Raw genomic sequence first — 23,774 nt, forward strand, 5'->3', positions numbered from 1 at the left:
CTGTGCGACTTGTCTAGATTACATCAGTAGGATTCTACTGTGAAATCTGGGGTGTAACCTGCGTTAAAACTCGCCGGTGGAGTACACCCAAGCGCCACCTAGACGGCGGAATGAGGAACGCTCTCGCTGCGAACCGACGGCTGCTCCCTTATAAAAGGCCTCAAACTCCACCACTCCCGAATTATCCAATAGACCGCCGCCTTGCGTGCCGAGGATATCGAGTCGGTAAAACCTAATGGGAGAATCCGCTAAGTCGAGGGTCGCAGGGCGAGTATCGGGATCCCAGGTGCGCAGCAGGTAGTCCTCGTCACCAGTAACAAAGGCGCTAAACCGCGAGCGCATGAGCGATTCCGCGGTAGGTGCATTGGAACCGGAATGGTACTTGCCGCAGCACTCGCCGTAGGAAAGTCCGGTTCCGCACGGGCAGCGGCGCGATGGATCGTAGTCCGGCATCAGGGAACATCCACAATGGTGACGTTGCCGAGCATGCGCTCGATATCGGTATCCTTCCCGGCAGAGCGCAGTGTGGATTCTTCCTTCGCGGAGAGGTTGCCGGCAAGCTCGATGCGGCGCTCAAAGGCGGTGGGGCCCGTTTGAGTGACACTTACGTGGACGTCGTCAAGCGCAAGCTTTTTACCGGCCTCCTTGATGGCCTGGGTGGAGGCAGTGGCTAGCGCGGACATGACTAGGCCTTCCGCCGTGAAACCCTTGCCCTTGCCGCCGTTCTTCTTGGTGCGATCGGCGCTGAGGTTATGGTCGTTATGGCGCACTACCACGCCGAACTTAGTGCCAGTTGCCGGTTGCGCAACAGCGGCATCGGTACCAACTTCTGCAGGCCGATAATCTGGGACGATAAACTGCTCAGCCCAAGCGCCAATGAGATCCGCGGCCCTAGCAGCGGTACCTTGCTTCGTGAGCAGGTGATCGGCCTTGTCGAGAGATACCAAAGATTTAGGGTAACGGGTGAGCAAGAAGATATTTTGAGCATTATCAATGCCCACGGTTTGGTCAATGGGGGAATGCAGCACCATCAATGGCTTACGTAGCTTTGGCAAGTATTCCTCGGGATTAGTATCCGCCAAGTCTTCCAAGAACTTCCTGGAAATGATGAGGCCGCGGCCGCCGAGCACGACTTCAACCTCACCATTGGCGTCGACCTCGCCAATCTTATCCGCATAATGAAGCACGGAGTGAGCTGGGTCAAAGGGCGCACCAATGGTAGCTACCGCCTTGAGGGACTTTATAGTGGTGGCTGCTTTTAGGGCAGCGGCGCCGCCTAGGGAGTGCCCCATAAGCAATTGCGGCGCAGAATAGTTTTCCGTCAGCCACGCGGCGGCGGCGTGGATGTCGTCGACGTTTTGGCTAAAAGTGGTATCTCCAAATTCACCGGCGGACTGACCCAATCCCGGAAAATCGAAACGCAGGGTAGCGATGCCGAACTCGGTGAGCTGCTTCGCGGTGCGGGCAGCGCCGGGAGTATGGCGGGAGCCGGCGAAGCAATGGGCAAAGATGGCATAGGCGATGGGGGGAGAATCCGGGAAGTCGATGGTTCCGGCCATCTCGGTTCCCCGGCTCGAAGGCAGCTTTACATTGACGGATTGCATGAGAACTAGAATAACGGGCCTCTTACCCGCAAGCCATACAAGGTTGACTACAGTCGGAATGAGCAATCCAATTAAGGAGGATGAGGTATGGGCGCGTTTGATTGGTTCTGGAAAGCGATGGGCTCACAAAGCGAGCGCAACGATAAGAAATCCAAGGCCATTGTGGGTTCGGCTGATGATGCAGCCCGCACTTTGAGCCAGAAGGATGACGCAACTGTAGCCCAAGCCGCACGCGATGCCGTCCAAGGCGGTGAAATCGCGGATAAGGCAAAGTTCCTCGCGGCTCTAGCGGTGGCGTGCGAGCGCACCTTGGGCATGAATCCCTTTAACGTGCAGTCACAGGCGGTGTTGCGCCTTTTAACCGGCGATGTCATCCAAATGGCGACCGGCGAGGGTAAGACCCTAGTGGGTGCGATGGCCGCTACCGGCTTCGCACTTACCGGAAAGCGCGTCCATGTAGTTACCGTAAATAACTATCTTGCCGCCCGTGACGCTGAGTGGATGCGTCCCGTGGTGGAGTTCTTTGGCTTAAACGTTGCCTCGGTGACCGAGGGAATGACTCCGGAAGAGCGCCGTGTCGCCTACACCCAGAATATTGTGTATGCACCTGTTAACGAGCTCGGCTTTGACCTCTTGCGCGATAATCAGATCACCGACCGCTCCCAAACTGTGCAGGCTGCTGGCGATGTTGCCCTCGTCGATGAGGCCGATTCCGTGCTCGTCGATGAGGCCCTAGTGCCCCTAGTCCTAGCCGGCAACCGGCCGGGTGAAGCTCCAACAGGGCACATCACCAACGTGGTCTCCCGACTGCGCGAGAAGCTAGACTACTCCATCTCGGAGGACGGCCGCACCGTCCAATTAACCGAGGCCGGTGCACGCCGTGTGGAGCAAGAATTGGGCATCGATTCGCTGTATTCCGAAGAGAATATTGGCACCATCTTGGTGAAAGTTAACCTCGCGCTACACGCAAAGGCACTCCTTATTCGAGATATTCACTACATCGTCGTCGATGGCAAGCTGCAGCTTATCGACGCCTCCCGGGGCCGCGTAGCCGACTTGCAACGGTGGCCCGATGGCCTCCAGGCGGCAGTAGAGGCCAAGGAAGGCCTAGAGGTTTCCGAGGGCGGGCGTATCCTCGATACCATCACGCTGCAGGAATTGATGCGGCGCTATCCACTTGTGTGTGGCATGACCGGTACCGCGGTGGAGGCGACCGACCAGCTGCGGCAGTTTTACGGACTCCATGTATCCGTAATCGATCGCAATAAGCCGCTGCAGCGCTTTGATGAGCAAGACCGCATTTTTGCGACGGTGGATGATAAGTCTGCTGCCATTGTGGAGGAAATTGCCACCATCCACTCCACGGGCCAGCCCATTCTTGTAGGTACACAGGATGTTGCCGAGTCCGAAGATCTGGCAGATGCTTTGCGGGAGCGGGGCATTGAGGTAAACGTACTCAACGCCAAAAATGATGAGCAGGAAGCGCAGATAGTCGCCGAGGCCGGAGATATCGACCGCGTTACGGTCTCTACTCAGATGGCCGGACGCGGCACTGATATTAAGTTGGGCGGCGCTAACGAAGCCGACCATGATGCAGTTGCGGAACTGGGCGGTTTGGCGGTGATTGGTACCTCACGGCACCGCACCGCCCGCCTGGATAACCAGTTGCGTGGCCGCGCGGGCCGCCAGGGCGACCCAGGATTGTCGCTATTTTTTGTCTCACTCGAAGATGATGTGGTCCAACAGGGTGGCGAAGGCGAAACTGTCCGTGCCCAACCGGCAGAAGACGGGCGTATCGAATCCAAACGGATTAGTGACTTTGTGGCACACTGCCAGCGCGTGACCGAGGGTCAGTTGCTCGAGATCCATGCGCAGACGTGGAAGTATAACCAGCTACTGGCCGATCAGCGCATCATTATTGATGAGCGACGAGCCAAGCTGTTGGACACTGATCAAGCCTGGCAGGAGCTTTCCCAACGGGCACCCGAGCGTGCAGCGGAACTCGCAGACCTCCCAGAGGATGTGCGGATAGGGGCCGCGCGCGAAATAATGCTCTATCACTTGGACCTAGCATGGGCCGACCACCTGGAGCTTATGGATGATGTTCGTGAATCCATCCATCTCCGTGCCATTGCCCGGGAGACGCCGATTGATGAGTACCACCGCATTGCGGTGCGAGAGTTTAAGGACTTGGCTCAGCGGGCTGTCGATAAGTCAGTGGAAACCTTCCGCACCGTGCTTATCGACGCCGCCGGTGCACACCTTGATGATGCCGGCCTAGCCCGCCCTAGTGCTACATGGACCTACATGGTCTCCGATAACCCCCTTGCGGGAAAGGGAAACTCCGTGCTGAGCGGCATTGGAAACATTTTCCGGTGAAATATTTCCCCGCGAAAAGGTCACAGACTCAAGTGAGTCGCTAGTATTGTTATAAGTAACTCGTAACTAATCCCCGGAGGTAACAATGAGCGAGAACACCGGAACCCCGGAACCACAGGTAGAGACTACATCTGTATTCCGCGCAGACCTGCTCAAGGAGATGGAAAACGGCGCTAACGGGGCCGATGCTGCGGCCACCGGCACCGATAACCTGGAAGAAGGCCAGGCTCTATTGGTGGTCAAGCGTGGCCCTAACGCAGGAGCCCGTTTCCTATTGGATCAGGCAACCACTACCGCCGGCCGCCACCCCGAGGCGGATATTTTCCTCGATGACGTTACGGTATCCCGCCGCCACGCAGAGTTCCGCAAGAACGATGACGGCCAGTTTGAGGTCGTTGACGTAGGATCCCTCAACGGCACCTACGTTAACCGAGAGCCCCGTAACTCCCAGGTCCTTGAGGTGGGAGATGAGATTCAGATTGGTAAGTTCCGTCTAGTATTCATTGCTAACCAGAACTAACTCCAATTAGTAGACCAGCCGCGCTTCCATAGAGGGAAGGGCGGTGTAGTCTGCTTATGGCACGATAAGAACGTTTGAGTACCCCTAAGAGATAGACACAGTGAGCGCAGCAAATTCTTCGGCAGCAGCAGTACGCCGCACCAGCCCAAAAGCTAAGAAGTCTAAGACCATGTCCATTGGCGTGGTCTTAGAGACGCTGAATCAGCAATTCCCCGACGTCACTGTGTCAAAGATTCGGTTCCTCGAATCTGAGGGACTCATCAGCCCGCAGCGTACAGCCTCGGGCTATCGCCGCTTCACGCAAGAAGATGTTGATCGCCTGCGCTATATCCTGACTACGCAGCGCGATAACTACACCCCGTTGAAAGTGATCCGCGAACAGCTGGAAGCAATGGATTCCGGCCAAGTCACTGCCATCGTCTCTGCGGGAAACGCGGAAACATTGGTTTCCCCGCAGCAGTTTAAAGCCCCTGTGGTCACGCGTTTGACCGATGTAGAGGTAGCTACGCAAGCGGGTGCCAGCGAGGAAGATGTGGCTTCTTTGGTCAAATACGGCCTCATCGGGCCTGATGCCGCCGGCTTTTTCAATACCGATGACGTGGCTATTGTCTCTGCTGCTGTGGCGCTTAAGGCCTTTGGCTTCGGCGCACGTGAGTTAAAGTCGCTGCGCAATAATGCGCGCCGGCAGGCGGATCTAATTTCTCAAGTGGCCGCTCCAGTAGCTCACTCCAACTCGGATACTGCGCACCAGAAGGCCGAGGAGATTTCTCAGCAGATGACCGCCCTTGTAGTGTCTTTGCACGCTACGTTGGTGAAATCGGATCTGCGCGACGAATACCACGCCTAATACACACTGGTTACTGACTTTGTGGGAGAGTGGTAGACATGAGTGATGTAACCCTAGAGTTCCACGGCATTCACCAAGTCGGCCCCGAAGATGATGTGTGCGCCTTGTTGCGCTGGCCGGAAGAGAATCGGTTAGTTCCCGTATGGATTTCTCCCATTGAAGGCATGCAATTGGCCGCAGTTTTGGACGGCCACCAGCCTAACCGCCCGACCTCCCACGATCTGATTTGCGAGGTCTTAGAAGGCTCCGGCGGGGTAGAGGTTATTGAAATCGCTAACTACCACCAGGGCACGTTCATGGTGGATATTAAGGCTCCGAATGGCGAAGTTTACGATTCCCGCCTGAGTGACGCGCTTGCAGTCTCCGAATATTTCCATGTTCCCATTACTGCAGAGCCTGATCTTCTTGCGCAGGTATCCGTATACGCCAGTGACGCTGATTTGAAGGAGTACTTCGACCTAGAGATTTCTACTCCCTCTTCAAGTGATTCCGGTCCGAGCAGCGAAAACGCTCAATCTTCCACGTCGGCATCAGGAAATGCGCAGGCAGATGCGGATTTCGAAGCCATGATGAGGTCATTGGGTATGGAGGAAGAGGACTTCCTTTCGGGGGATGATGACGAAAAAAGTTAATGACACGCGTGTGACTAATGGTGACAATGTGGTTAGAGAAGTCTAAAGTTGTACTTGATGGTTAAGCAAGCAGCGCTTGACGGGCGTATGCGCTTGGCTTTTAATTGATCTTTAGAACTTCCAACAAACCCCATTGGAGTAATTACGTGAGCATCAACGAGGACTCTCAGTCTGAATCCACCTATGTACAGGAATCTCTCTTTGACGTCGGACCAGACGAAGAAGTGGGCTACCGTGTCCCCATTGCCTGCCAAGTCGCTGGCATCACTTATCGCCAGTTGGACTACTGGGCACGCACTAACTTGGTGAACCCATCCATCCGCACGGCACGCGGTTCGGGCTCCCAACGCCTGTACTCCTTCAAGGATGTCTTGGTTCTTAAGATCGTCAAGCGCCTTCTCGATACCGGAATTTCCTTGCAGAATATTCGCTTGGCAGTTGAATCCCTGCGGGATCGCGGAGTGAATGATCTGGCAGAGCTTACCCTCGTTTCGGATGGCACCACCGTCTATGAGTGCCGTTCCAACGATGAGGTGATTGACTTGCTTGCCGGGGGCCAAGGCGTCTTTGGTATCGCGGTTCCGGGCATCCTCAAGGAACTGTCCGGCACCATTTCTTCCTTCCCTTCCGAGCGCATCGAAGACTTCGCCGAGGACAACGTGGTCGGCCTCGACGAGCTGGCGGCTCGCCGCCAGCGCAAGAGTTCCTAAACAAAGCTCGATAATATATCCACCCGACTTCCCAGCTCACGGGGAAGTCGGGTGGATTTTGTCTTTGCCGTACCTCAGGCCGAATGGGCATAGCCCCCAAGAGTTCGTCGGGCCCTAGCTTCAAATCTCCTACGATGTGCCAGTTCCCATTCCGGACTCAGCACTGACCGAAACTCATTGACTCACTGCACCAGGGCGGCCGTGTCAAAAGTAAGGGAATAAAAAGGCACCGGCCACTTAAGCCGGCGCCGGTAAGAGGAGAAATTGCGGTGGATTAGATGCCTACGGCCTTATTAAATGCACCCGAAAGCTTGGCTTCATCTGCGGAATCAACAGAGGCAAAGTCATCCGCTGCAGACTTAAGAGCATCATCGATGCTGCCTTCGCCCACATGTACAACGCTTAAGGAAACGTCCTTGGAGGCGGCGTCCTTAAGCGCTGCCGTGAACTGGGTATCGTCCATATCCTGCTGCGTACCAGTAGTTACCACTAGCACGCGTGCTTTCTCGCCGCTGCCAGCGGCTTGATCAGCAGCATTGGCCACTGCGGCTACCACGGCGCTGCGAGTTTGCGGTACACCGCCAGTGCCAAAGCCACCGAGCGTGGCGGCTACAGCATTGCCATCACCAAAGCCCAAATTCTGGCGGAAGCCAACTGTTGCGGTCTCTGAAATAGGGGAGGAGTAGTTCCACAACGAGACTGTGCTTCCGTCGTTGGCCAAGTCGGACGCGGTGGTGCCCAAGGCTTGGGAGACGGGGCCAAAAATTGGGGTCATAGAGGAAGAGGTATCCAGAAGCAGTAATGTATTGGCTGCCATGGCTACACTGGGTTTGGGCGCCGGAGCGGAACTGGACTTAGGGGAGGAACTCTTCGTCGCGGAGGCGCTCGTTGTGGTAGCAGAAGTGACGCTGGAAGCAGCCGATTCGGTAGTATCTGGCGCTGTTTCAGAGCCGCTTTCTACTGCCGCTGGGGCAGCAGAGGAGTCGCTGCCGTCATCGCTGCCACCTCTTAGAAGGAACGCAACCAGGGCGACGATGGCCAGCAGCGCGATAATGGCCACTGCAATAACCCATCCCGCTACTGCGAAGCTATTTTTCCCGTTTGAGTGCCGTGCCATGTGGTGTAGTCCTCCCAAGCAAAATGCCGTTGTTAGTGGCTCATTGTAGCGGGGCGAGTGCCTGATCTATCACAGCGACAAGCCGCTCGCGCAGTGGTTGGGCTCGGTGGGCTAGTTCGCGCTGCCGCGATACATATTCTGCCTTTCCCTCGGGTGTTTCAATCGGCACAATGCCAAGGCCCCAATCCCGGCAATCGTAGGGAGAGGCCTCCATATCGAGGATGCGTGCCGCGATTGCCAAATCTAAGCACTCGAGAAAGAGTTGTCCTGGTACTAAAGGGCCGAGCTTCCACGCCCATTTATAGAGGTCCATGGTGACGTGAACACAGCCAGCCTGATCATTGGCGGGTTGATCCTCACGGTGAAGAACCGTCAGATTGAGGGCTCGAGCGGGTGGGGTAAAGAAGCGAAAGGCATCATAGTGAGAGCACTTAATTGCGTGCTCGTCGACGACGCGGTTAGTCCCGTCCGCGCCGAGACGCAACGGCAGCGAGTGGCGCGGGGAGTCTGTGTGGTAAACCATTGCCCATTCATGGAGCCCAAAGCAATCAAAGTGCGCCGGGTTGCTTGTAGAGCTGCGCAGGAGGTTGGAGATATAGCGAACCGAACTGCCACGGCGCTGCAAAAAGCTGGCAAGGTCTACGGTTACACCGTCTTCGGTGGTGCGGTAATCGCGCCACTCGGTGTGGGGCGGAGTGCCTTCTAGGGCAATGCCTACACCCGGATGCCAGCGTTTCAAATGGGAAGGCCGGACTGGGTAGTACTCAAAAAGGAAATCGAAGACAGGGTGGTAGCTGCCAGGATGCCGGAAGCGTTCCAAGCGGTCCGTAGCTTGCTTTTTATGTTCATGCAGTTGAGCAGCCCAGTCATCCGGGCGCAAGATATGCATAAGTGTCTTCCTCCTTGTCTTAGCGGCGCCGGCGACGAGCACCTTTAGCACTGGGACGGCGGCGTTGGGAATTGGAGCTCTTTGCTGCGTTCTTCGGTTTCTGCGGGGCGACCTGCCCAGGTGGGGGAAGGGCAGGACCATTAGGTTTGCGAGCTCCCGTAACCTCCTTGAGCGCCGGCGCGCCTGCAGGATTGTCACGCTCGGAAATATCGTGCTCAGTAGCTGTGACGCCAGCTTTCTTAATGAGCGTTGCTACTTCCTTGCGTTGTTCATCCATCGCCAAAGTAACCACTGTGCCCGCTGCTCCGCCGCGCGCGGTGCGGCCAGCGCGATGGAGATAGGCTTTGTGCTCTGCGGGGGGATCGACGTGAACGACAAGGGAAACGTCCGCAATATCGATACCGCGAGCAGCAATATCGGTCGCGACCAATACAGGCACGCTACCATCGGCAAAGCCTTCAATAGCGCGGGTACGCGCTCCTTGGCCTTTATCGCCATGCAGTGGATAAGCGTTAATACCAGCGCGCCGCAATTTTTTGACCTGTCTATCCACGCCGTGTTTCGTGCGCATGAACATGATGGTTTTGCCCTGGCGAGCAGCAATGCGCAATACTACTTCGTTTCGGGCGGGGCGGTCGCCGACGAAGAAGAGATGATGGGACATGGAATCCACGGCGGCCCGAACCGGGGCGGTGGAGTGGACAACTGGGTCGTGAAGGAATTGTTCCACCAGCTTGTTGACATCCCCGTCGAGTGTTGCGGAGAACAGCAAGCGCTGCCCACTAGCCGGAGTCAGGCGCAAAAGTTTGCGTACCTGGGGCAAAAAGCCCATATCGGCCATTTGGTCGGCCTCGTCAAGCGCGGTAATCTGCACCGCATCCAGGTGTAGCTTGTGTTGATTAACGAGGTCTTGGGCACGTCCAGGGGTGGCAACGAGAACATCGACGGGGCGCGCGAGTGAGCGGATATGGTGATTGATATTTACACCGCCTACTACGGCCAGCACTCGTAGACCAAGCGTTGCTGCAGGTTCTTCAAGGCGTTGGTAAATCTGGGTGGCCAACTCGCGGGTCGGGGCGAGAATTAGCCCCCGGGGATGCGCGGGTGTGGAGGCGCCTGCTCCGGCGAGACGCGCTAGCATGGGCAGACCAAAGGTATAGGTTTTACCAGAACCTGTAGGGCCGCGGCCGAGCACATCTTTGCCCGCGAGGGCGTCGGGAATCGCTGCGCGTTGAATTGGAAACGGTTCGGTGATGCCTTGGTTTTGCAGTACGTGCACCAGGCGCTGGGGTAAGCCGAGATCGGCAAAGGTAGTCATCGTCTTTCCATCCTATCGGCAAGAAGACTGATCGCCGCATTGGAGTGGAAAGGCCAGCTAGAAAAGAAAGAGGGGCCCTGAAGGGCCCCTCTTTAGACGACGCAAGCCTAGTCGGTCTGGGTCAATCCGCGGTCGCCGGACCATTCAATATGGAAGGTTCCCGACTTATCGGTGCGCTGGAAGGTGTGTGCACCGAAGAAGTCGCGCTGGCCTTGGATGAGGGCGGCGGGCAGGCGCTCTGCGCGCAGGCTGTCGTAGTAGGAGAGGGAAGATGCAAAGACTGGGGCCGGCAGGCCCAGCTGGGTAGCAGCGACGACCACTCGGCGCCATGGGTCGATGAGGTCTTCCAGCTCGCCCTTGAAATAGGGGTCGAGAATGAGGGCGGGCAGGTCTGCATTATTGTCGTAGGCTGCGCGGATGCGATCTAGGAACTTGGCGCGGATGATGCAGCCGCCACGCCAGATAGTGGCAAGATCGCGCGGGTCAACATCCCACCCGAATTCCTCAGAGCCAGCCTTGATCTCATCAAAACCCTGGGAGTAGGCGATGAGCTTGGCAGCATAGAGGGCTCGGCGTACGTCTTCGATGAACTCGGCCTTGTCTACGTCCAGCTCCGTGATGGTGCCGGAGGGCAGATGGCCTTCCTGGGCGGCGCTGCGCTGAGCGGTGGAAGAGGAAAGCGCACGGGCGAAGACGGATTCGGCGATTCCGGTAATCGGAACTCCAAGCTCTAGGCCGTTGATGGCGGTCCAGCGGCCGGTGCCCTTCTGGCCGGCGGCGTCCACAATGACGTCGACAAGCGGAGCTCCGGTCTCTGGGTCCTTTTGCGCCAGAACCTCGGCGGTGATTTCAATGAGGTAGGAATCGAGGTCGCCAGAATTCCATTCGCGGAATACCTCTGCGATTTCGGCTGGCTCCATGCCTGCGCCGTAGCGCAGCAGCTGATAAGCCTCACCGATGACCTGCATATCGGCGTATTCGATACCGTTGTGGACCATCTTGACAAAATGGCCGGCGCCATCTGGGCCAATGTGGGTCACACATGGAGTTCCATCTACGTTGGCAGCGATGGATTCTAGAATCGGGCCGAGGGTCTCCCAGGATTCCTTAGGGCCGCCGGGCATGATGGCGGGTCCATTGAGTGCGCCTTCCTCGCCGCCGGAAATACCGGCACCGACGAAGTGCTTGCCGCGGGCGGCTACTTCCTTTTCGCGGCGGATGGTGTCAGTGAACAAGGCATTGCCGCCGTCGATGATGATATCGCCCTCATCCATGGCCTCAGCAAGCTGATCGATGACTGCATCAGTAGCCTTGCCCGCCTTGACCATGATGATGGCTTTGCGCGGCCGCTCCAAGGAAGCCACGAAATCCTCGATGGTCTCGGAAGGCACGAAGTTGCCTTCTTCACCGTGGGCCTCAATGAGCGCGTGGGTCTTTTCAGGGCTGCGATTATATACCGCGACGGTATTGCCGTTGCGGGCAAAGTTACGGGCCAAGTTAGAACCCATTACCGCCAATCCCACGACGCCAATCTGAGCAAGTTCATTCTTATCAGTCATGGTGCCCATCCTACGTCACTGCGATGCGGCGCTGGCATCAATGGCTAGGCTGGTGGACTATGTCGGATACGCAGAAACTCAATGACTTGCTCCATCTTGCACATACACGCGTGCTCAATGCGGAAGAATTAGAGTCACTCAATGCTTTAAACGGCGGCCTGGCAGAACTACTTGGTCTGCAGTTTACCCACGTTGGCCCCCGAGAGGCTCGCGCGAAACTGCAGGTCCTCCCAGAGCACCACCAACCCTGGGGCGTGGCCAACGGAGGGCTGTATTGCTCCATTGCAGAAACTGTGGCCTCCATTGCCAGCGTGGCGGCTGCCGACGCCCCCGCGGTCGGCGTGAATAATTCCAGCGACTTTATCCGTTCCACTGGAGAAGGAGAGCTGGAGGCGGTGGCCACCCCGGTGCAGCTAGGTAGCCGCACACACTTGTGGAGTGTTGAGATGCTCCAGGGGGGCAAGCTCATTGCCCGCACCACTCTGCGCACCATGATCTTGGGCTAATCCACCCGTGCGGTTTTAAAGTTCATTCCGTGAGTGGAAAGCCGTTTAAGTTACGGCTCACCGAGTCCAGTGACCAGAGGCATTAAAGCCAGTGGTTCTTACGGAACCAAGCCCAGAGCCCTACGACGACCAAGATCATGATGATAATCGCCATCGGGTAGCCCAGAGACCAGTGCAGCTCTGGCATAATATCGAAGTTCATACCGTAGATACCGGCCACCAAGGTAGGCGCGGCCCACATGCCAACGACTGCGGAAATGGTGCGCATATCGGAGTTTTGCTGCATGGTGACCTTGGCTACCGAGGCGTCGATAAGCGAGGTGAGGCGCTCATCGAAGCTGGATACTTGGTCTTTGACCACGAGCTCATGGTCGTTGACGTCCCGCAGGTAGGAGCGCAACTGCTTAGAAATTAAATCCTTGTGATCTGAAACCATGGATTTAAGCGCCACCGATAAAGGATCGATGGCATGCTTCATCTCCAGCACCTCACGCTTAAACATGTAGATGCGGTCCACATCAAATTTGAGATTAGGTGTAAAGATTTCCTCTTCTAGCTCATCAACCTCGATGCTAATGAGGCGGGAAATCTCCGAGTAACGGTCCACCATCATATCCAGGATCTTCCAAGCCATGGCCACAGGACCGAGCTCCACCAAATCCTGCTCATCTTCCACCGTGTACGCAAGGTTGGGCAGTTTTGCGCCGTGGCGCACAGTAATGATGAAGTTAGAGCCCATGATCATCTGGATCTCACCAGTGGAAATGATCTGGCGCTTATCCGTCACCTCATCATGGTCGCGGTAGTTAACGGAGCGGGCGACGACGAAGAGCTGATCGTCGTAGCGCTCGAGCTTGGGACGCTGGTGGGCCATAACGGCGTCTTCCACGATAAGTTCGTGGATGCCAAACTGGGAGGCCACTTTGGTCATCTGAGACTCATAGGGCTCGTGCAGGCCTACCCAAATGAAGCCGCGTCCATATTCCTCGATAGCTTCCAAGGCAGAGCTGGTGGAGTACTCACCGGGAAGCGCCTCACCATCGACAAAAACGCGGCAGTGTTCGATAGCACGCTCCGGCGGCACCGGCAGGGAAGATGGCTTACTGGGAGGTCCGGGTTTCTTGCGGCCCCTAAAGGGTGAAGGTACGGATGGCATCGTTTCAGCCTCCTTTGCGCGGTAGAGCGGACAAGTTCGCAGAATTTGGATTGCGATTTTTAGCAGCGGGTAAATCTTACACCGAGGACGGGTAATATAATCGAATCTATGCCTACGTGGAAAGAAGTAACCCAAGCTAATCCCGAGCACTCCCATAATTTTGCACGCAAATGGAAGCTGCTTGCCGCACAGGGCAAGGACATCAATGGTGAAGCTCGGCTTATCGACGCCATGGTGGAACGCAACTCCACCATCCTCGACGCCGGCTGTGGCACCGGCCGCGTAGGCGGCGAGCTACTTCGCCGCGGCCACAGCGTCGTGGGAGTCGACGTAGATCCCATCCTCATCGAGCACGCCGAGCACGATTTCCCAGAGGGGCAATGGTTCGTTGGTGACCTGTGCGAAGAAGAGGTGCCAGAAGGGCCCTTTGATATTGCCGTATCTGCCGGCAATGTCATGGGCTTTTTAGCAAAGGAAGGACGCGAGCCTGCACTGCGCAATATTTTTAATTCCCTCAAGCCGGGTGGGCGCCTCGTTACCGGCTTTGGCGAGGGCCGCGGCTGGGAGTTCTCCGATTTCCTCGACATGGCGCAAAAGGTGGGCTACCGAGTGGACTTCACTTTCTCTTCGTGGGACATGAAGCTCTTCTCGGAGCACTCCACCTTCCTCGTCGCTGTCCTCTCGCGTCCGGGATCAGACCTTCTGGCCTAAAAGCGCCTATCGGCTTGGTCGAAGAAATCGACCTCGTGGTGACTTGCGGTGATATAAGCGCGCTCGGCCCGCATGCGGGTTCGCTCATCTGCTCTGCTGAGCGCGTCCTCGACTATGTCAAGGCTTGCGCGTACTCCGTTGAGGAAGTCCTCGCCGCCGTACATGGATAGCCAGGAGTGGTATGGGTGCTCTGGGGAATCAAATTCTGCAAGGTGGAGGCCTACTTCTGCGTACAGCCAGTAGCAGGGAAGTACAGCTGCTGCGCCCACGACGTAATCATCGGTATGCGTCGAGCGGATAAGAAAATCCGTATAGGCACTGGTAACCCCAGAGGCTGCGGTAGTCATTTCGCTCGCCAGCCAACCGCGGTGTAGCTCTGCCTCTACCGCTAGGCAATCGTGCGCCCCCTCGGCCCAGTGCAGTTGTTGTGCCGGTACTGGTGCTTGGCTGGCGAGGCGAGACAGTGCCTTGGAATAGGCGTTGAGGTATTGAGCATCCTGGTCGAGGTAGAAGCTGAACGCATCTCGATCCAAAGCTCCGGTGCCCAACGCTTGAATAAAGGGTAGCGCCTTGATGGCCTCCCAGTGATCTCCGGCCAAGTTCCACAGCCGCTGCGTGTGTGGTCCGGCCGCAGGAACGCGTGGCTGATTGACGTCATCCGGTTCCTTCAGGCTGCCGGATAGATAAGGCTGGGGCAGGGTAGAGGCAGCCTGCATCAGGCGCTGCGCGCGGTGCTGGTGATCTACGGGGCCATGTCCATTACCCACATGCAGCGCATCCGCATTCGCAATTGCCTCGTGCAACCACTGGGTAGACCACGTAAGAGCTGCGGCAGCGCTATCGCCGGCACCTAAACGTGTGGCCAAGGCAGAGGAAAGGGAGCAACCCGTCCCGTGGGTGTTCTTCGTATCCACGCGGCTTGAAGGAACGCGATGGACGGACCCATCTGGGGTGACAACCGCATTGTCTGCGATATCGGAATCGAGGTGCCCGCCCTTGACGACGACCGCGGTATCTGCAACCTTGGCCCAATCTTTGGCAGTGGCGATGGCCTGCTCGAGGTCCTTTGCCTCTTCCGTCTGTGTCAAAACTGCCAATTCTTTCAAATTCGGAGTGATGAGATCGACCTGATAACTCAGATCGCGCACGGCCTGCTCTGCTTCTTCTTCCAAGAGCCGGTCACCGCTGGTGGCTACCATGACAGGATCGAGTACTACGGGAACGGTCTCCGGAAGGCACCGGAGGAAGTCTGCGACCTTGGCGGTAATGGCGGCGTCAGCAAGCATGCCGATTTTTACTGCATCGATCTCTACGTCCTCAATGACCGAATCCAACTGTTCTTGCAGGAAGCTCAGTGGGGGAACATGGACGCTGCGCACACCTTGGGTATTTTGGGCCACCAAGGCAGTAACCACGGTCATGCCGTAACCGCCCGCGGCGGAGATAGCCTTCAGGTCAGCCTGAATACCTGCGCCGCCTGTGGGGTCGGTACCGGCGATGGATAGAACTCGGGGATAGATTCCTCTAGCCACGAAAAGCCTCCTTGAGTTGAGCGGCAGCCGCTGCAGGATCTTGGGCCGCCATTATGTCGCTTACTACACAGATACCGGAAAAATCGTCGCCCGCTAGCTCGTGCGCATTATGGGTCTTAATCCCGCCGATGGCGACAGAAGCAATACCGCGCTGTCGGGCGGCGTGGGCGAGAGCCTTGGCCGCATCCGGCCCCATGCCGGCTGGGGCATCTTTCTTCGTAGCGGTCGAATGCACGGGACCAATGCCGATCACATCTGGGCGAGCATCATCCGCAATGGCTTCCAACTCCTCTTGGCTCCCAACGGATAAGCCGATCAGCTGATCGTCGCCCAGCTTGTCGCGGGCGACGCGAAATGCCATGTCATCCTGGCCTATGTGCAGGTGGCAGCCGAGCTTGGCTGCCACCTCAACGCGGTCGTTGATAAACAACGGAATATCGCCCAGTACGGCAAGCAATTCGCGCGCAGTACTTTCAATCTGCTCATCGCTTGCTTCTTTGTCTCGCAGCTGGACAACGGTAACGCCGCCGCGAATAGCTTCTTTAACAATCCCAACGACGTTGTCGCGCCCGCCTGCAAGGTGCGGATCGGTAACGAGGTAGAGCGTCCAATCAATAGCCATTTAGATCCCCTCGGCTGGGGTAACGGTGATGAGGCCTTCGATATCTGCAGTCGGGACATCGTAAAGCGCATCGAGCCAGGCGACAGCAAAGGAACCAGGTGCATGCTGCTTTTCAGCAGCGATAGTGCCGGCCGCGCCCACGTGTGCGTGGGCCGCGATGATTGCCTCGAAGGGATCTTTCCACGATGCCAAATAAGCTGCGCAAATCGCACCAAGTGAACAGCCGGTGCCAATGACGTTTTGGAGCATTGGATGGCCCGATTCTAGGTAGACCGCACGCGTTGTATCACCGACGTGGACGATGAGGTCGCGCGGTCCTGAAATGGCCACCACGGCACCGGTATCCCGAGATAGGGCCAAGGCAGACTCAATTGCGGCGTCAACGCCATCGGTTGATTCCACCCCGCGGCCTCCTTGTCCAGTGCCTGCTAGGGCGATAATTTCCGATGCATTGCCCCGGATAGCTGCCGGCCCCTGTGGCAGCACTTCCCGCATGAATTCGGTGCGCTTAGACAATCCACCAGCGCCCACAGGGTCTAGCACCCAGGGAGTCTGGGCGGCATTCGCTCCCGCGATGGCTTCGCGCATGCCGTCATATTGTTCGGAGGTGGGGGTGCCACAATTGATCAGAACCCCACTGGCTATCTGCGCGAATTCCCGGGATTCTTCCGGGGTATCGACCATTGCGGGGCTGGCGCCGACGGCCAAGAGGGTATTGGCAGTGACGTTGCTGACGACCTTATTGGTCAAGCATTGAATAAGCGGCGTGGACTCGCGCACGGAATCATGTGCGCGCAGAAAAGAATAATCCACAACTATCCCTTCGCTAGTTCTAACTGAGTGCAGGTTCGATGGGTGTTTCTCAGCCGCACCGTGTGCGGCACCCCATGTTGTGTGTCTCAGCCTAACAAAGGTCACGGAAACTATGTGCGAAAATCTTGGTGGTAGCGCCAGGCAAATAAAAATCGCCGCCCGTGCCTTGCCTTGGGGCAGGTGGGCGGCGATGCGAGCGAGGAGGTACTACTTCTCGTGCTTGTTGATGATATTGCGTGCGATGCGCTGCTGGGTGGTGATCTCCAAGTTGCCGCGATCGCGGGAGAGAATATTGGTTGCCCAGTTAACCAGGACTGCCAAACGGCTGCGCAGACCAATAACGTAGGTCAGGTGCAGGCCCAGCCAAGCCATCCAGCCTGCGAAACCACCGAATTCTGTCTTGCCCAGCTTGACGACGGCGTTGAAGCGCTTGACGATGGCCATGGAGCCCTTGTCAAAGTAGTCGAAGGCTTCCTTCTCGTTTGCGGTGGACTCCTCATCCACCTTGGCCTCGATGAGCTTAGCGACGTGCGCGCCGCCCTGGATTGCAACCTGTGCCAGACCCGGCAGACGGTTGAGCGAAATCATATCGCCGACCATGTAGACGTTATTGTGCTCGCCCACGGTAAGATCCTCGTTCACGGAGACGCGACCCGCGCGGTCTGCCTCGACGCCAGCCTGATCGGCAACCAGCTTGCCCAGTGGGGAAGCGGCCACACCGGCGGACCAGATCTTGGTAGCGCCGGTTAGGGTGGTCTCTTCCTCAGTCTTCATGTCCTTGTAGGTGACGGTATCCGCGGTTACGTCGGTCACCATGGCGTTGAGGTGAACCTGTACGCCTTCCTTTTCCAAGGTGCGCTGAGCCTTGCGGCCCAAACGCTTGCCGAATGGCGGCAGTACCTGTGGGGCGCCATCGAGCAGGTAGATCTTGGCGGAGGTGGTGCCGTAGTTGGAGTAAACATCGTTGAGGGTACGGTTTGCCAGCTCGGCGATCTGGCCGGTGAGCTCAACACCAGTTGGGCCAGCACCAACGATGATGAAGGTGAGCAGGCGCTCGCGTTCCGCGGGGTCGTCGGTAAGCTCAGCCTTTTCAAACGCCGAGATGATGCGAGAACGCAGCTCCAAGGCATCGTCCAAGGTCTTCATGCCAGGGGCGAACTCGGCGAAGTGGTCGTTGCCGAAGTAAGACTGACCGGAACCCGCGGCTACAACCAGGGAGTCATAAGCATAGGTACGGGAGAACTCGTCCTGCTCAGCGGTAACCGTCTGATCCGCTAGGTTGATGTCAGTAACCTCGGCGTTAACGAAGTGGACGTTGTCCTGATCGCGCAACAACTGGCGGGTAGAAGGGGCAACCTCACCGGTGGAAATCATGCCGGTTGCTACCTGGTAGAGCATCGGCTGGAACAGGTGGTGGTTCTTCTTATCGATGAGGGTGATTTCCACATCGGCGTTCTTCAGCCTCTGAACAGTGTTAAGACCACCGAAGCCGGCACCAACCACGACGACGTGGTGGCGGCCACCGTTGGGGCGATAAGGGGTATCAGTCATGGAATTAATGCGACCTTCCTTAAGAAAGCTAATGTTTAGTACCCATACAGTCTAAACACTTCAAACAGAACGCGCATACTTAATAGTGATTAACTTGCGTTAGACGCACTTGGCTGATGAGGACGGAACAAGTCTGCGTTAGCGGAGTGCCTAAACCTCTAGGCTCGCATAGCTGACTAAAGTTATTCCGGATAGTGACTTCTTCCGCTCACCAAGGAGTGCACCTGGCATTATGACTTTTACCCGCCCCGAGCATTTGAGCTCCATTGATGCTGATTCCTGGCCGAACGTGGCAACGGTCCCTGCGTCTCGTTGGCCTGGTATGAAGGCTCGCAGGGCAGAGGCTGAGTTTGCTAAGGCCTGCGACGATGCAGGCCTAGAACTGGATCTAGATGCGGAAGGCGGGCCCGATCTCAAGGTGGGCCATGATGCCCTGTTCGAGCGGATCGCCGCTAGCGGTTGGCTGGGATTTGCGGAAAGCTTCATGGCGGGAGAGTGGACCGTCAGCTCTTCGACGCAGTTAGTTAAGGTTCTGGGGCGACTTTTAGGAGCAAGCTACCTCCCCAAGGCAAAGATGCTTGGGGTTAGCGACTCGGAGCCAGGGGAGCTGCCGCTTGATTTGGTGCGTCTATATTCTGGTGATGGTTTGAGCCACGCCGGAGGAATCTTTTCCAGTGGTGTACCTACTACCATTAGAGAAACGGTAGAAAGCTACAGCCCAAAAGCTGGCCGTAAAGAGCCCAAAAGCCATTTTGTAGATGTCACTACGTTAAGCGAGCCCACCAGCGTAGATAGGGACGACTTGGGCGATGCGCAACGGCGCGCGGCCGATTGGTTACTTGATGCCACCCGAACTGGTGCCGGAACCCACCTGTTGGTCTATCCGGCTGCCGGCATGCAGCCTGCCATGCGCGCAACTAAGCGGCGCGCGACTGTGGACGTTTTAACCAGCGACGTAGACCAGATAAGTCAAATGCGGGAGGCACTCGTACTCGAGGGAGCAGATGACTCCATTCACGTCGAACGCATTCCCGGAGTGGTCCCAGATCCTAAGCAATGGCACGGGCACTATGACGCAATTGTCACCGTGGAGAAAGTAGAGCAACTAGGGCCAACTGAGCGCAAAGGATACATCCGTGCTGTTGATCGGTTTTTGACCCCGAACGGACGGGCAGCAATACAGTCCATCGTGGCAACTGACTCCATGACCGAAGCCGGTAGGGCCTCACTGCAGGCTCTGCGAGCATATGTTTGGCCGGGCTTGGACTATCCACTTACCACCGATTTGCACCAACTGGTGGATAAGAACTCCAACCTGCGCATCGTGTCCGAGACTCACGTAGGCACCCATTACCTAGAATCATTGCGCCAGCAGAGATCCTTTTTTGATGGGCACCTCCGCGAGGCTGCGGCGGCTGGTTTCGACCCAGTATTCCGCCGCTTGTGGACCTTCCAATTTGCTCTCCGTGAGGCGCTTATGACGCTTGGCATGATTGATGCGGTCCAGTTCGGGTTGGCTCACCGCAACCGTGGGGGACGGCGTTAGGCGGGTGGCAGCTCGTCGAAGTTCTTCATCAGCTCCGCGCTTGGCACAAAGAAATTGGTGCCTGTAAGGGCCGTGGAAAAGTCGAGAATACGATCGTAGTTTCCTTCTGGCTTGCCAATGAACATATTGCGCAGGCGCTCCATTACGTTTTCAGGATCCTTGGCATAGCCAATGAAGTAGGTGCCCATTTCACCAGCAGAGAAAGAACCAAAGACCATGTTCTCGCGGTAGATATCTTCCTCTAAGTCATTGAGTGCGACGTGGGAATTTGATGGCTTAGTGTCATCGTCCAATTCGATATCGTCGGCTTTGGTGCGTCCGATGACCTTCTCTTGTTCTTCAGTGCTCAACTCATTCCACTTGGCGAGGTCATGGATATATTTTTGAACGGTGACATAGGAGCCGCGGGGGTAGTCGGCGTCATCGTCAAGCAAGACGGTATCCAAGGCTTCTTCTGCCAAGGGATTGGCAATACCATCCACAAAGCCTAGTAAGTCGCGCTGGTCAAGGTACTTAAAGCCGTGGGTCTCGTCGATAACGGTTGCGGCATCACCCAGTTGGTCTAGAACCTGGCGGGCCATTTCGTGGCAGAGATCGTAGCTATTAGCCCGGAAGTGGAACAGGATATCACCTGGAGTTGCGGGAGCATTATGTGCTGCGTCAATTGCCTCGAATTCCTTCAGCCGATCAGGAAGGGGCGCGCTGGTCAAACGCGGCCACATGGAGGCTCCGATGCCAACTACGGTATAAAGCTCACCTTCGTTATAGCGGAAGTTCACGGACTTGAAAAGCCCGGCGAACCCCGTGAGCATGTCACGGGTGGCTTGCTCGCCGCCGTCCTTGATCTCTAGGACTAGGAAAAGCGCTGCGCGGGAGGGCTTATCTATTACATGCTGAATCGTCATAACATCGATTTTACCCACCCTGCGGTAATCAGGCCCGTTCGCCGGCTTGGAATCGCCCCTGATAGAGACCATCTTGGCCTCTATATGAGCTAGTGTGCATTTTGGTTGAAAACTAACCGATAGCCGGGTGAGAAGATGCGGACATGGATACGGAAAAGCAGAAGAAAAAGCACCGCGCGGATCTTTGTATTGTTTGCGAGGAAAGACGATTCATATGATGAGTCATTTGCAGGAGTTGCGCTGACGCGTGCCCAAGAAAAAGCGATGGGGCAATGCGTAGACCGCTCGGGGGTAACCTGTTGGACTGAAGAAGCACGCCTGCGTGGGTGGAAAGGTCCACTGGATGAAGTACACCATCCGGAAGTGGTTTACCTCGTATTTAGCGGTGGACACGCGCAGGGATCGGACCCGTCGAGCGCTGAATTCGATCCAGAGCTTAAGGCCGCGTGTACTACGAGAGGTCAAGCCGAGAAAGAAGTCATCCGTCGTATGAGAAATGATGCGAGCTCAATTTTCGTGAAGGAATGGCACATCTGGAAAGCGTCATTCGGGCGCGTGTTTTCAGGAGCGACCGGAAGATGCGAGGTGCAGGTATCAATGTATGGAGGCAGGAACTAAAAGGGGAGAATGCCACCCCTACTTAATATGACATAATGTACATTATCGGACAAATACTCATATCTGGGTTTATTGCCTTCCCACCATTACAGACTTCCGCTTAGAGTCAGGCTTTGCAGATATTGTTTCTGAACCACGGCCCAATTCCCACCAGTTTCTAAATGACGTTGTGCGTTGCTTCGCGACGCCTCGCGGTCTCTGCCGCGCTATCCGACGGTCCGCCAGCTTTGGGCCTAGGCGCGGATTACCGGCTCAGCTGTCCGGGGTCATATTTGGAATGCCGAGTGTCGCCAGACTTTAAGGGTTTCGCTATCCCGCGGCCTACCGACTGTAGCTTCGCTCTGCTTGGTGACCGAATGGGTCGATATGGGTCAAAAATATGCCCTACCGGTGGGGGTAACTGCACCACCTTTTAACGTCACACTGACGTTATTCGGGAAATTCTCCCACGCCATGAATACCACATTTAGCGATTACGGTACGCGCTCCACAGCTGCCAGATAGTCAACAGCGCCAAGATAACCGAAATCGCTGCGATGACCCACATGTGTTGAGCGGCTACGAAAATCGTGAAGCCGATGACTACGACGAGACGCAGCCACATGAACGGGATAATCTGACGGGTATTCACAGCCTAGTCCTCGCTAGTTCTTCTCAAAGGAAATGCGGAGATTAACCTCGCCTTTTTCTTCTACCTTGGCGGCAAGCATCTCTGGGGTCTCTACGCCGTAATCAAGGCGATCAACTGGCACGGTGCCGCCGATGACGATCTGGTCTCCATCGCGAAGGACGTCAAAATCCTGAGTGATCTCGTGCGTCTTATCCTTGATCGTCAGATCGCCGGTGAGCTCAACCTTGCCAATGGTGCCGTCATCGGGGACGTCGGCAAGCGAAGCTGGCTTTGTAAGCTCAAAGGAAGACTCCGGGAAAAGCTGGGTCTCAAAGAGCTTGGACTTCATATTCTTATCGCGGACCTTCTTATCCGTAGTCAGCTCATCCATATCGACAGTGACCATGGCATTTTTGAGTGTGTAATCAGAAATATCTGCCTGGCCGGTAACCTCGGTGGTTGAACCCGATGTGGTGGTCTTTTCCGCAGGTAGGACCTCATTAAAGGTAAAGCCTACCGAAGTATGGTTATCGGCACGCCCCTTGGCTACCTGCCATGACCCGTCCAGCTCCGTTGAGGCGGACTTGGCACCATCTGCGGAGACTGCTTCAGTCTTCACGCCTGTGCCTTTCAGGAGCGAATACACCATAGGGCCAATAGCCACGGCGGTGAGCAATACGATCAGCACCACAAAGATGGTGATGACGAGCTTTCGGTTATAAAAAAGCTTTTTCATCTACTATCGAAGTCCTTCTAGGCGTCGGGCTAGCGTTACGAGCTCTTCGCACAAACCGCTAAGCTCTTGTGCGCTGGCACCTTCCTCCGCGGCGGTATTAATGTCCTCTGCGGAACAACGTAGTTCAAAAAGTCCGTCACGCAAACTCTCTGCCTTTTCTGGAGTAAGGATTACGGCATTGGCAGGAATTCCCGTGCCGCTGACGTTATTCCTCTGTTCATAAGCGCGCTGCTTACAGGAGGCGCTGCAGAATTTGCGTGGCCGTCCCCTACCGCCTTGGTCAATGTCCTTCCCACACCATTGGCAGGAACCGACGTTGCGTTCACGACTAGCTGTACGGATCACCCGATATACTTTAGTTCATTTTGGGCGGGCTGGGAACAAAGGCCCGTGGGTGTTCGTTATAATTAGTAGCTCTTAGGCGAAGTTTTGCTTCGCAATCAATCAGGGATCTCTTTGAAAAGGATGATGTTGCATGGCAGATCGCGTACTCCGTGGCAGCCGTATGGGCGCAGTCAGCTACGAAACCGACCGCGACCACGACCTCGCACCGCGCCAGATGGTGAAGTACCGCACCGATGACGGCGAGATTTATGAGGTACCTTTTGCGGATGATGCTGAAATCCCTGAAGAATGGATGTGCAAGAACGGCAAGCTGGGCCACCTGGTAGAGGGCGAGGGCGTTGAGTCTAAGCCAGCCAAGCCCCCGCGCACCCACTGGGACATGCTGCGTGAGCGCCGCTCCATCGAGGAGTTAGACGAGCTTCTAGAAGAGCGCATTAACCACCTGCGCTCCCGCCGCCGTTCCGCAGCACGCCTTTTGAAGGAGCAACAGGAACAGCAGCAGAAGAACTCCTAGAGTTTTCCGCGGCATGAATTAAGCCCGTACCCCT

Annotated in this window: 24 protein-coding genes; 9 read left to right on the top strand and 15 right to left on the bottom strand. The window is 56.4% G+C overall.

Annotated features, from left to right (window positions below; genetic code table 11):
* Positions 1–63: 63 nt before the first annotated feature.
* Together L8V01_RS00205 and L8V01_RS00210 are read right to left on the bottom strand one after the other, a co-directional pair.
* Positions 64–453 carry a YchJ family protein gene (locus tag L8V01_RS00205; protein ID WP_269945179.1) on the bottom strand — a complete coding sequence of 130 codons (390 nt, stop codon included), beginning with the start codon at positions 451–453 and terminating at the stop codon, positions 64–66.
* Positions 453–1,604 (bottom strand): alpha/beta hydrolase family protein, encoded by a 1,152-nt coding sequence (locus L8V01_RS00210; protein WP_269945180.1) that lies wholly within the window; start codon positions 1,602–1,604, stop codon positions 453–455. The genes L8V01_RS00205 and L8V01_RS00210 overlap by 1 nt, the downstream gene beginning before the upstream one ends.
* An 87-nt stretch (positions 1,605–1,691) precedes the next feature.
* Between L8V01_RS00210 and secA2 the strand changes: the two genes are divergently transcribed.
* The 5 genes from secA2 (at position 1,692) to L8V01_RS00235 (ending at position 6,692) form a co-directional block, all read left to right on the top strand.
* A complete protein-coding gene (secA2, locus tag L8V01_RS00215) occupies positions 1,692–3,983 on the top strand; it encodes an accessory Sec system translocase SecA2 (protein WP_269945181.1) in 2,292 nt (763 codons plus the stop codon).
* An 85-nt stretch (positions 3,984–4,068) separates the two neighbouring features.
* Entirely contained in the window at positions 4,069–4,503 is a 435-nt protein-coding gene (odhI, locus tag L8V01_RS00220; protein ID WP_269945182.1) for an oxoglutarate dehydrogenase inhibitor Odhl, read from the top strand.
* Positions 4,504–4,603: 100 nt separating this feature from the next.
* Positions 4,604–5,350 carry a transcriptional regulator FtsR gene (gene ftsR / locus L8V01_RS00225; protein ID WP_259887139.1) on the top strand — a complete coding sequence of 249 codons (747 nt, stop codon included), beginning with the start codon at positions 4,604–4,606 and terminating at the stop codon, positions 5,348–5,350.
* Positions 5,351–5,388: 38 nt separating this feature from the next.
* The gene (locus L8V01_RS00230) at positions 5,389–5,982 is read left to right on the top strand and encodes a bifunctional nuclease family protein (RefSeq protein WP_269945183.1); all 594 of its coding nucleotides are present in this window, start codon (positions 5,389–5,391) and stop codon (positions 5,980–5,982) included.
* A 146-nt stretch (positions 5,983–6,128) separates the two neighbouring features.
* Positions 6,129–6,692 carry a MerR family transcriptional regulator gene (locus tag L8V01_RS00235; RefSeq protein WP_269945184.1) on the top strand — a complete coding sequence of 188 codons (564 nt, stop codon included), beginning with the start codon at positions 6,129–6,131 and terminating at the stop codon, positions 6,690–6,692.
* A gap of 274 nt (positions 6,693–6,966) precedes the next feature.
* Here the strand turns inward: L8V01_RS00235 and L8V01_RS00240 are convergent, their stop codons facing one another.
* From L8V01_RS00240 to gndA, 4 genes are all read right to left on the bottom strand, one after another.
* Positions 6,967–7,809, bottom strand: coding sequence for a VWA domain-containing protein (locus L8V01_RS00240; protein ID WP_269945185.1), 843 nt, complete (start codon positions 7,807–7,809; stop codon positions 6,967–6,969).
* 40 nt (positions 7,810–7,849) lie between these two features.
* On the bottom strand, positions 7,850–8,698 hold the full coding sequence (locus L8V01_RS00245) for a 3-methyladenine DNA glycosylase (RefSeq protein ID WP_269945186.1): 849 nt from the start codon (positions 8,696–8,698) through the stop codon (positions 7,850–7,852).
* Between the two features lie 19 nt (positions 8,699–8,717).
* On the bottom strand, positions 8,718–10,016 hold the full coding sequence (locus tag L8V01_RS00250) for a DEAD/DEAH box helicase (RefSeq protein ID WP_269945187.1): 1,299 nt from the start codon (positions 10,014–10,016) through the stop codon (positions 8,718–8,720).
* A gap of 107 nt (positions 10,017–10,123) precedes the next feature.
* Entirely contained in the window at positions 10,124–11,575 is a 1,452-nt protein-coding gene (gene gndA / locus L8V01_RS00255) for an NADP-dependent phosphogluconate dehydrogenase (protein WP_269945188.1), read from the bottom strand.
* Between the two features lie 59 nt (positions 11,576–11,634).
* Here gndA and L8V01_RS00260 point away from each other — a divergent pair, with 59 nt between their 5' ends.
* Positions 11,635–12,081: a PaaI family thioesterase gene (locus L8V01_RS00260; RefSeq protein WP_269945189.1), complete on the top strand. Its 447-nt coding sequence runs from the start codon at positions 11,635–11,637 to the stop codon at positions 12,079–12,081.
* 82 nt (positions 12,082–12,163) lie between these two features.
* Here L8V01_RS00260 and L8V01_RS00265 read toward each other — a convergent pair whose 3' ends face one another.
* Positions 12,164–13,237, bottom strand: coding sequence for a magnesium and cobalt transport protein CorA (locus L8V01_RS00265; protein WP_269945190.1), 1,074 nt, complete (start codon positions 13,235–13,237; stop codon positions 12,164–12,166).
* Positions 13,238–13,345: 108 nt separating this feature from the next.
* Between L8V01_RS00265 and L8V01_RS00270 the strand changes: the two genes are divergently transcribed.
* Complete coding sequence (locus tag L8V01_RS00270; protein WP_259887149.1) at positions 13,346–13,948, top strand: class I SAM-dependent methyltransferase; 603 nt, start codon at positions 13,346–13,348, stop codon at positions 13,946–13,948.
* On the opposite strand, the gene L8V01_RS00275 is transcribed toward L8V01_RS00270, so the two are convergent.
* From L8V01_RS00275 to L8V01_RS00290, 4 genes are all read right to left on the bottom strand, one after another.
* Positions 13,945–15,480 (bottom strand): bifunctional hydroxymethylpyrimidine kinase/phosphomethylpyrimidine kinase, encoded by a 1,536-nt coding sequence (locus L8V01_RS00275; RefSeq protein ID WP_269945191.1) that lies wholly within the window; start codon positions 15,478–15,480, stop codon positions 13,945–13,947. The two genes, L8V01_RS00270 and L8V01_RS00275, sit on opposite strands and share 4 nt — an antisense overlap.
* Complete coding sequence (thiE, locus tag L8V01_RS00280) at positions 15,473–16,102, bottom strand: thiamine phosphate synthase (RefSeq protein WP_269945192.1); 630 nt, start codon at positions 16,100–16,102, stop codon at positions 15,473–15,475. The genes L8V01_RS00275 and thiE overlap by 8 nt, the downstream gene beginning before the upstream one ends.
* Positions 16,103–16,915, bottom strand: a complete 813-nt coding sequence (gene thiM / locus L8V01_RS00285) for a hydroxyethylthiazole kinase (protein ID WP_269945193.1) — start codon at positions 16,913–16,915, stop codon at positions 16,103–16,105.
* 207 nt (positions 16,916–17,122) lie between these two features.
* Positions 17,123–18,466: an NAD(P)/FAD-dependent oxidoreductase gene (locus tag L8V01_RS00290; RefSeq protein ID WP_269945194.1), complete on the bottom strand. Its 1,344-nt coding sequence runs from the start codon at positions 18,464–18,466 to the stop codon at positions 17,123–17,125.
* Between the two features lie 232 nt (positions 18,467–18,698).
* Here L8V01_RS00290 and L8V01_RS00295 point away from each other — a divergent pair, with 232 nt between their 5' ends.
* Complete coding sequence (locus L8V01_RS00295) at positions 18,699–20,012, top strand: class I SAM-dependent methyltransferase (protein ID WP_269945195.1); 1,314 nt, start codon at positions 18,699–18,701, stop codon at positions 20,010–20,012.
* Here the strand turns inward: L8V01_RS00295 and L8V01_RS00300 are convergent.
* The 4 genes from L8V01_RS00300 to L8V01_RS00315 form a co-directional block, all read right to left on the bottom strand.
* The gene (locus L8V01_RS00300; protein WP_269945196.1) at positions 20,009–20,917 is read right to left on the bottom strand and encodes a Dyp-type peroxidase; all 909 of its coding nucleotides are present in this window, start codon (positions 20,915–20,917) and stop codon (positions 20,009–20,011) included. The two genes, L8V01_RS00295 and L8V01_RS00300, sit on opposite strands and share 4 nt — an antisense overlap.
* 1,084 nt (positions 20,918–22,001) lie before the next feature.
* Complete coding sequence (locus L8V01_RS00305; protein WP_269945197.1) at positions 22,002–22,166, bottom strand: hypothetical protein; 165 nt, start codon at positions 22,164–22,166, stop codon at positions 22,002–22,004.
* A gap of 13 nt (positions 22,167–22,179) precedes the next feature.
* Positions 22,180–22,881 (bottom strand): YceI family protein, encoded by a 702-nt coding sequence (locus L8V01_RS00310; RefSeq protein WP_269945198.1) that lies wholly within the window; start codon positions 22,879–22,881, stop codon positions 22,180–22,182.
* A gap of 3 nt (positions 22,882–22,884) precedes the next feature.
* The gene (locus tag L8V01_RS00315) at positions 22,885–23,226 is read right to left on the bottom strand and encodes a hypothetical protein (RefSeq protein WP_269945199.1); all 342 of its coding nucleotides are present in this window, start codon (positions 23,224–23,226) and stop codon (positions 22,885–22,887) included.
* Between the two features lie 130 nt (positions 23,227–23,356).
* Between L8V01_RS00315 and L8V01_RS00320 the strand changes: the two genes are divergently transcribed.
* The gene (locus L8V01_RS00320) at positions 23,357–23,740 is read left to right on the top strand and encodes an RNA polymerase-binding protein RbpA (protein WP_269945200.1); all 384 of its coding nucleotides are present in this window, start codon (positions 23,357–23,359) and stop codon (positions 23,738–23,740) included.
* Positions 23,741–23,774 lie beyond the last annotated feature (34 nt).

Source organism: Corynebacterium curieae (genome assembly GCF_027570035.1).
GTDB classification, from domain to species: Bacteria; Actinomycetota; Actinomycetes; order Mycobacteriales; family Mycobacteriaceae; genus Corynebacterium; species Corynebacterium curieae.

Bases quoted from the DNA above. Each gene is read 5' to 3' on its own strand.
- L8V01_RS00205 (WP_269945179.1), bottom strand. From the start codon at position 453: ATGCCGGACTACGATCCATCGCGCCGCTGCCCGTGCGGAACCGGACTT.
- L8V01_RS00210 (WP_269945180.1), bottom strand. From the start codon at position 1,604: ATGCAATCCGTCAATGTAAAGCTGCCTTCGAGCCGGGGAACCGAGATG.
- secA2 (WP_269945181.1), top strand. From the start codon at position 1,692: ATGGGCGCGTTTGATTGGTTCTGGAAAGCGATGGGCTCACAAAGCGAG.
- odhI (WP_269945182.1), top strand. From the start codon at position 4,069: ATGAGCGAGAACACCGGAACCCCGGAACCACAGGTAGAGACTACATCT.
- L8V01_RS00230 (WP_269945183.1), top strand. From the start codon at position 5,389: ATGAGTGATGTAACCCTAGAGTTCCACGGCATTCACCAAGTCGGCCCC.
- L8V01_RS00240 (WP_269945185.1), bottom strand. From the start codon at position 7,809: ATGGCACGGCACTCAAACGGGAAAAATAGCTTCGCAGTAGCGGGATGG.
- L8V01_RS00245 (WP_269945186.1), bottom strand. From the start codon at position 8,698: ATGCATATCTTGCGCCCGGATGACTGGGCTGCTCAACTGCATGAACAT.
- L8V01_RS00250 (WP_269945187.1), bottom strand. From the start codon at position 10,016: ATGACTACCTTTGCCGATCTCGGCTTACCCCAGCGCCTGGTGCACGTA.
- gndA (WP_269945188.1), bottom strand. From the start codon at position 11,575: ATGACTGATAAGAATGAACTTGCTCAGATTGGCGTCGTGGGATTGGCG.
- L8V01_RS00260 (WP_269945189.1), top strand. From the start codon at position 11,635: ATGTCGGATACGCAGAAACTCAATGACTTGCTCCATCTTGCACATACA.
- L8V01_RS00265 (WP_269945190.1), bottom strand. From the start codon at position 13,237: ATGCCATCCGTACCTTCACCCTTTAGGGGCCGCAAGAAACCCGGACCT.
- L8V01_RS00270 (WP_259887149.1), top strand. From the start codon at position 13,346: ATGCCTACGTGGAAAGAAGTAACCCAAGCTAATCCCGAGCACTCCCAT.
- thiE (WP_269945192.1), bottom strand. From the start codon at position 16,102: ATGGCTATTGATTGGACGCTCTACCTCGTTACCGATCCGCACCTTGCA.
- L8V01_RS00290 (WP_269945194.1), bottom strand. From the start codon at position 18,466: ATGACTGATACCCCTTATCGCCCCAACGGTGGCCGCCACCACGTCGTC.
- L8V01_RS00295 (WP_269945195.1), top strand. From the start codon at position 18,699: ATGACTTTTACCCGCCCCGAGCATTTGAGCTCCATTGATGCTGATTCC.
- L8V01_RS00300 (WP_269945196.1), bottom strand. From the start codon at position 20,917: ATGACGATTCAGCATGTAATAGATAAGCCCTCCCGCGCAGCGCTTTTC.
- L8V01_RS00310 (WP_269945198.1), bottom strand. From the start codon at position 22,881: ATGAAAAAGCTTTTTTATAACCGAAAGCTCGTCATCACCATCTTTGTG.
- L8V01_RS00320 (WP_269945200.1), top strand. From the start codon at position 23,357: ATGGCAGATCGCGTACTCCGTGGCAGCCGTATGGGCGCAGTCAGCTAC.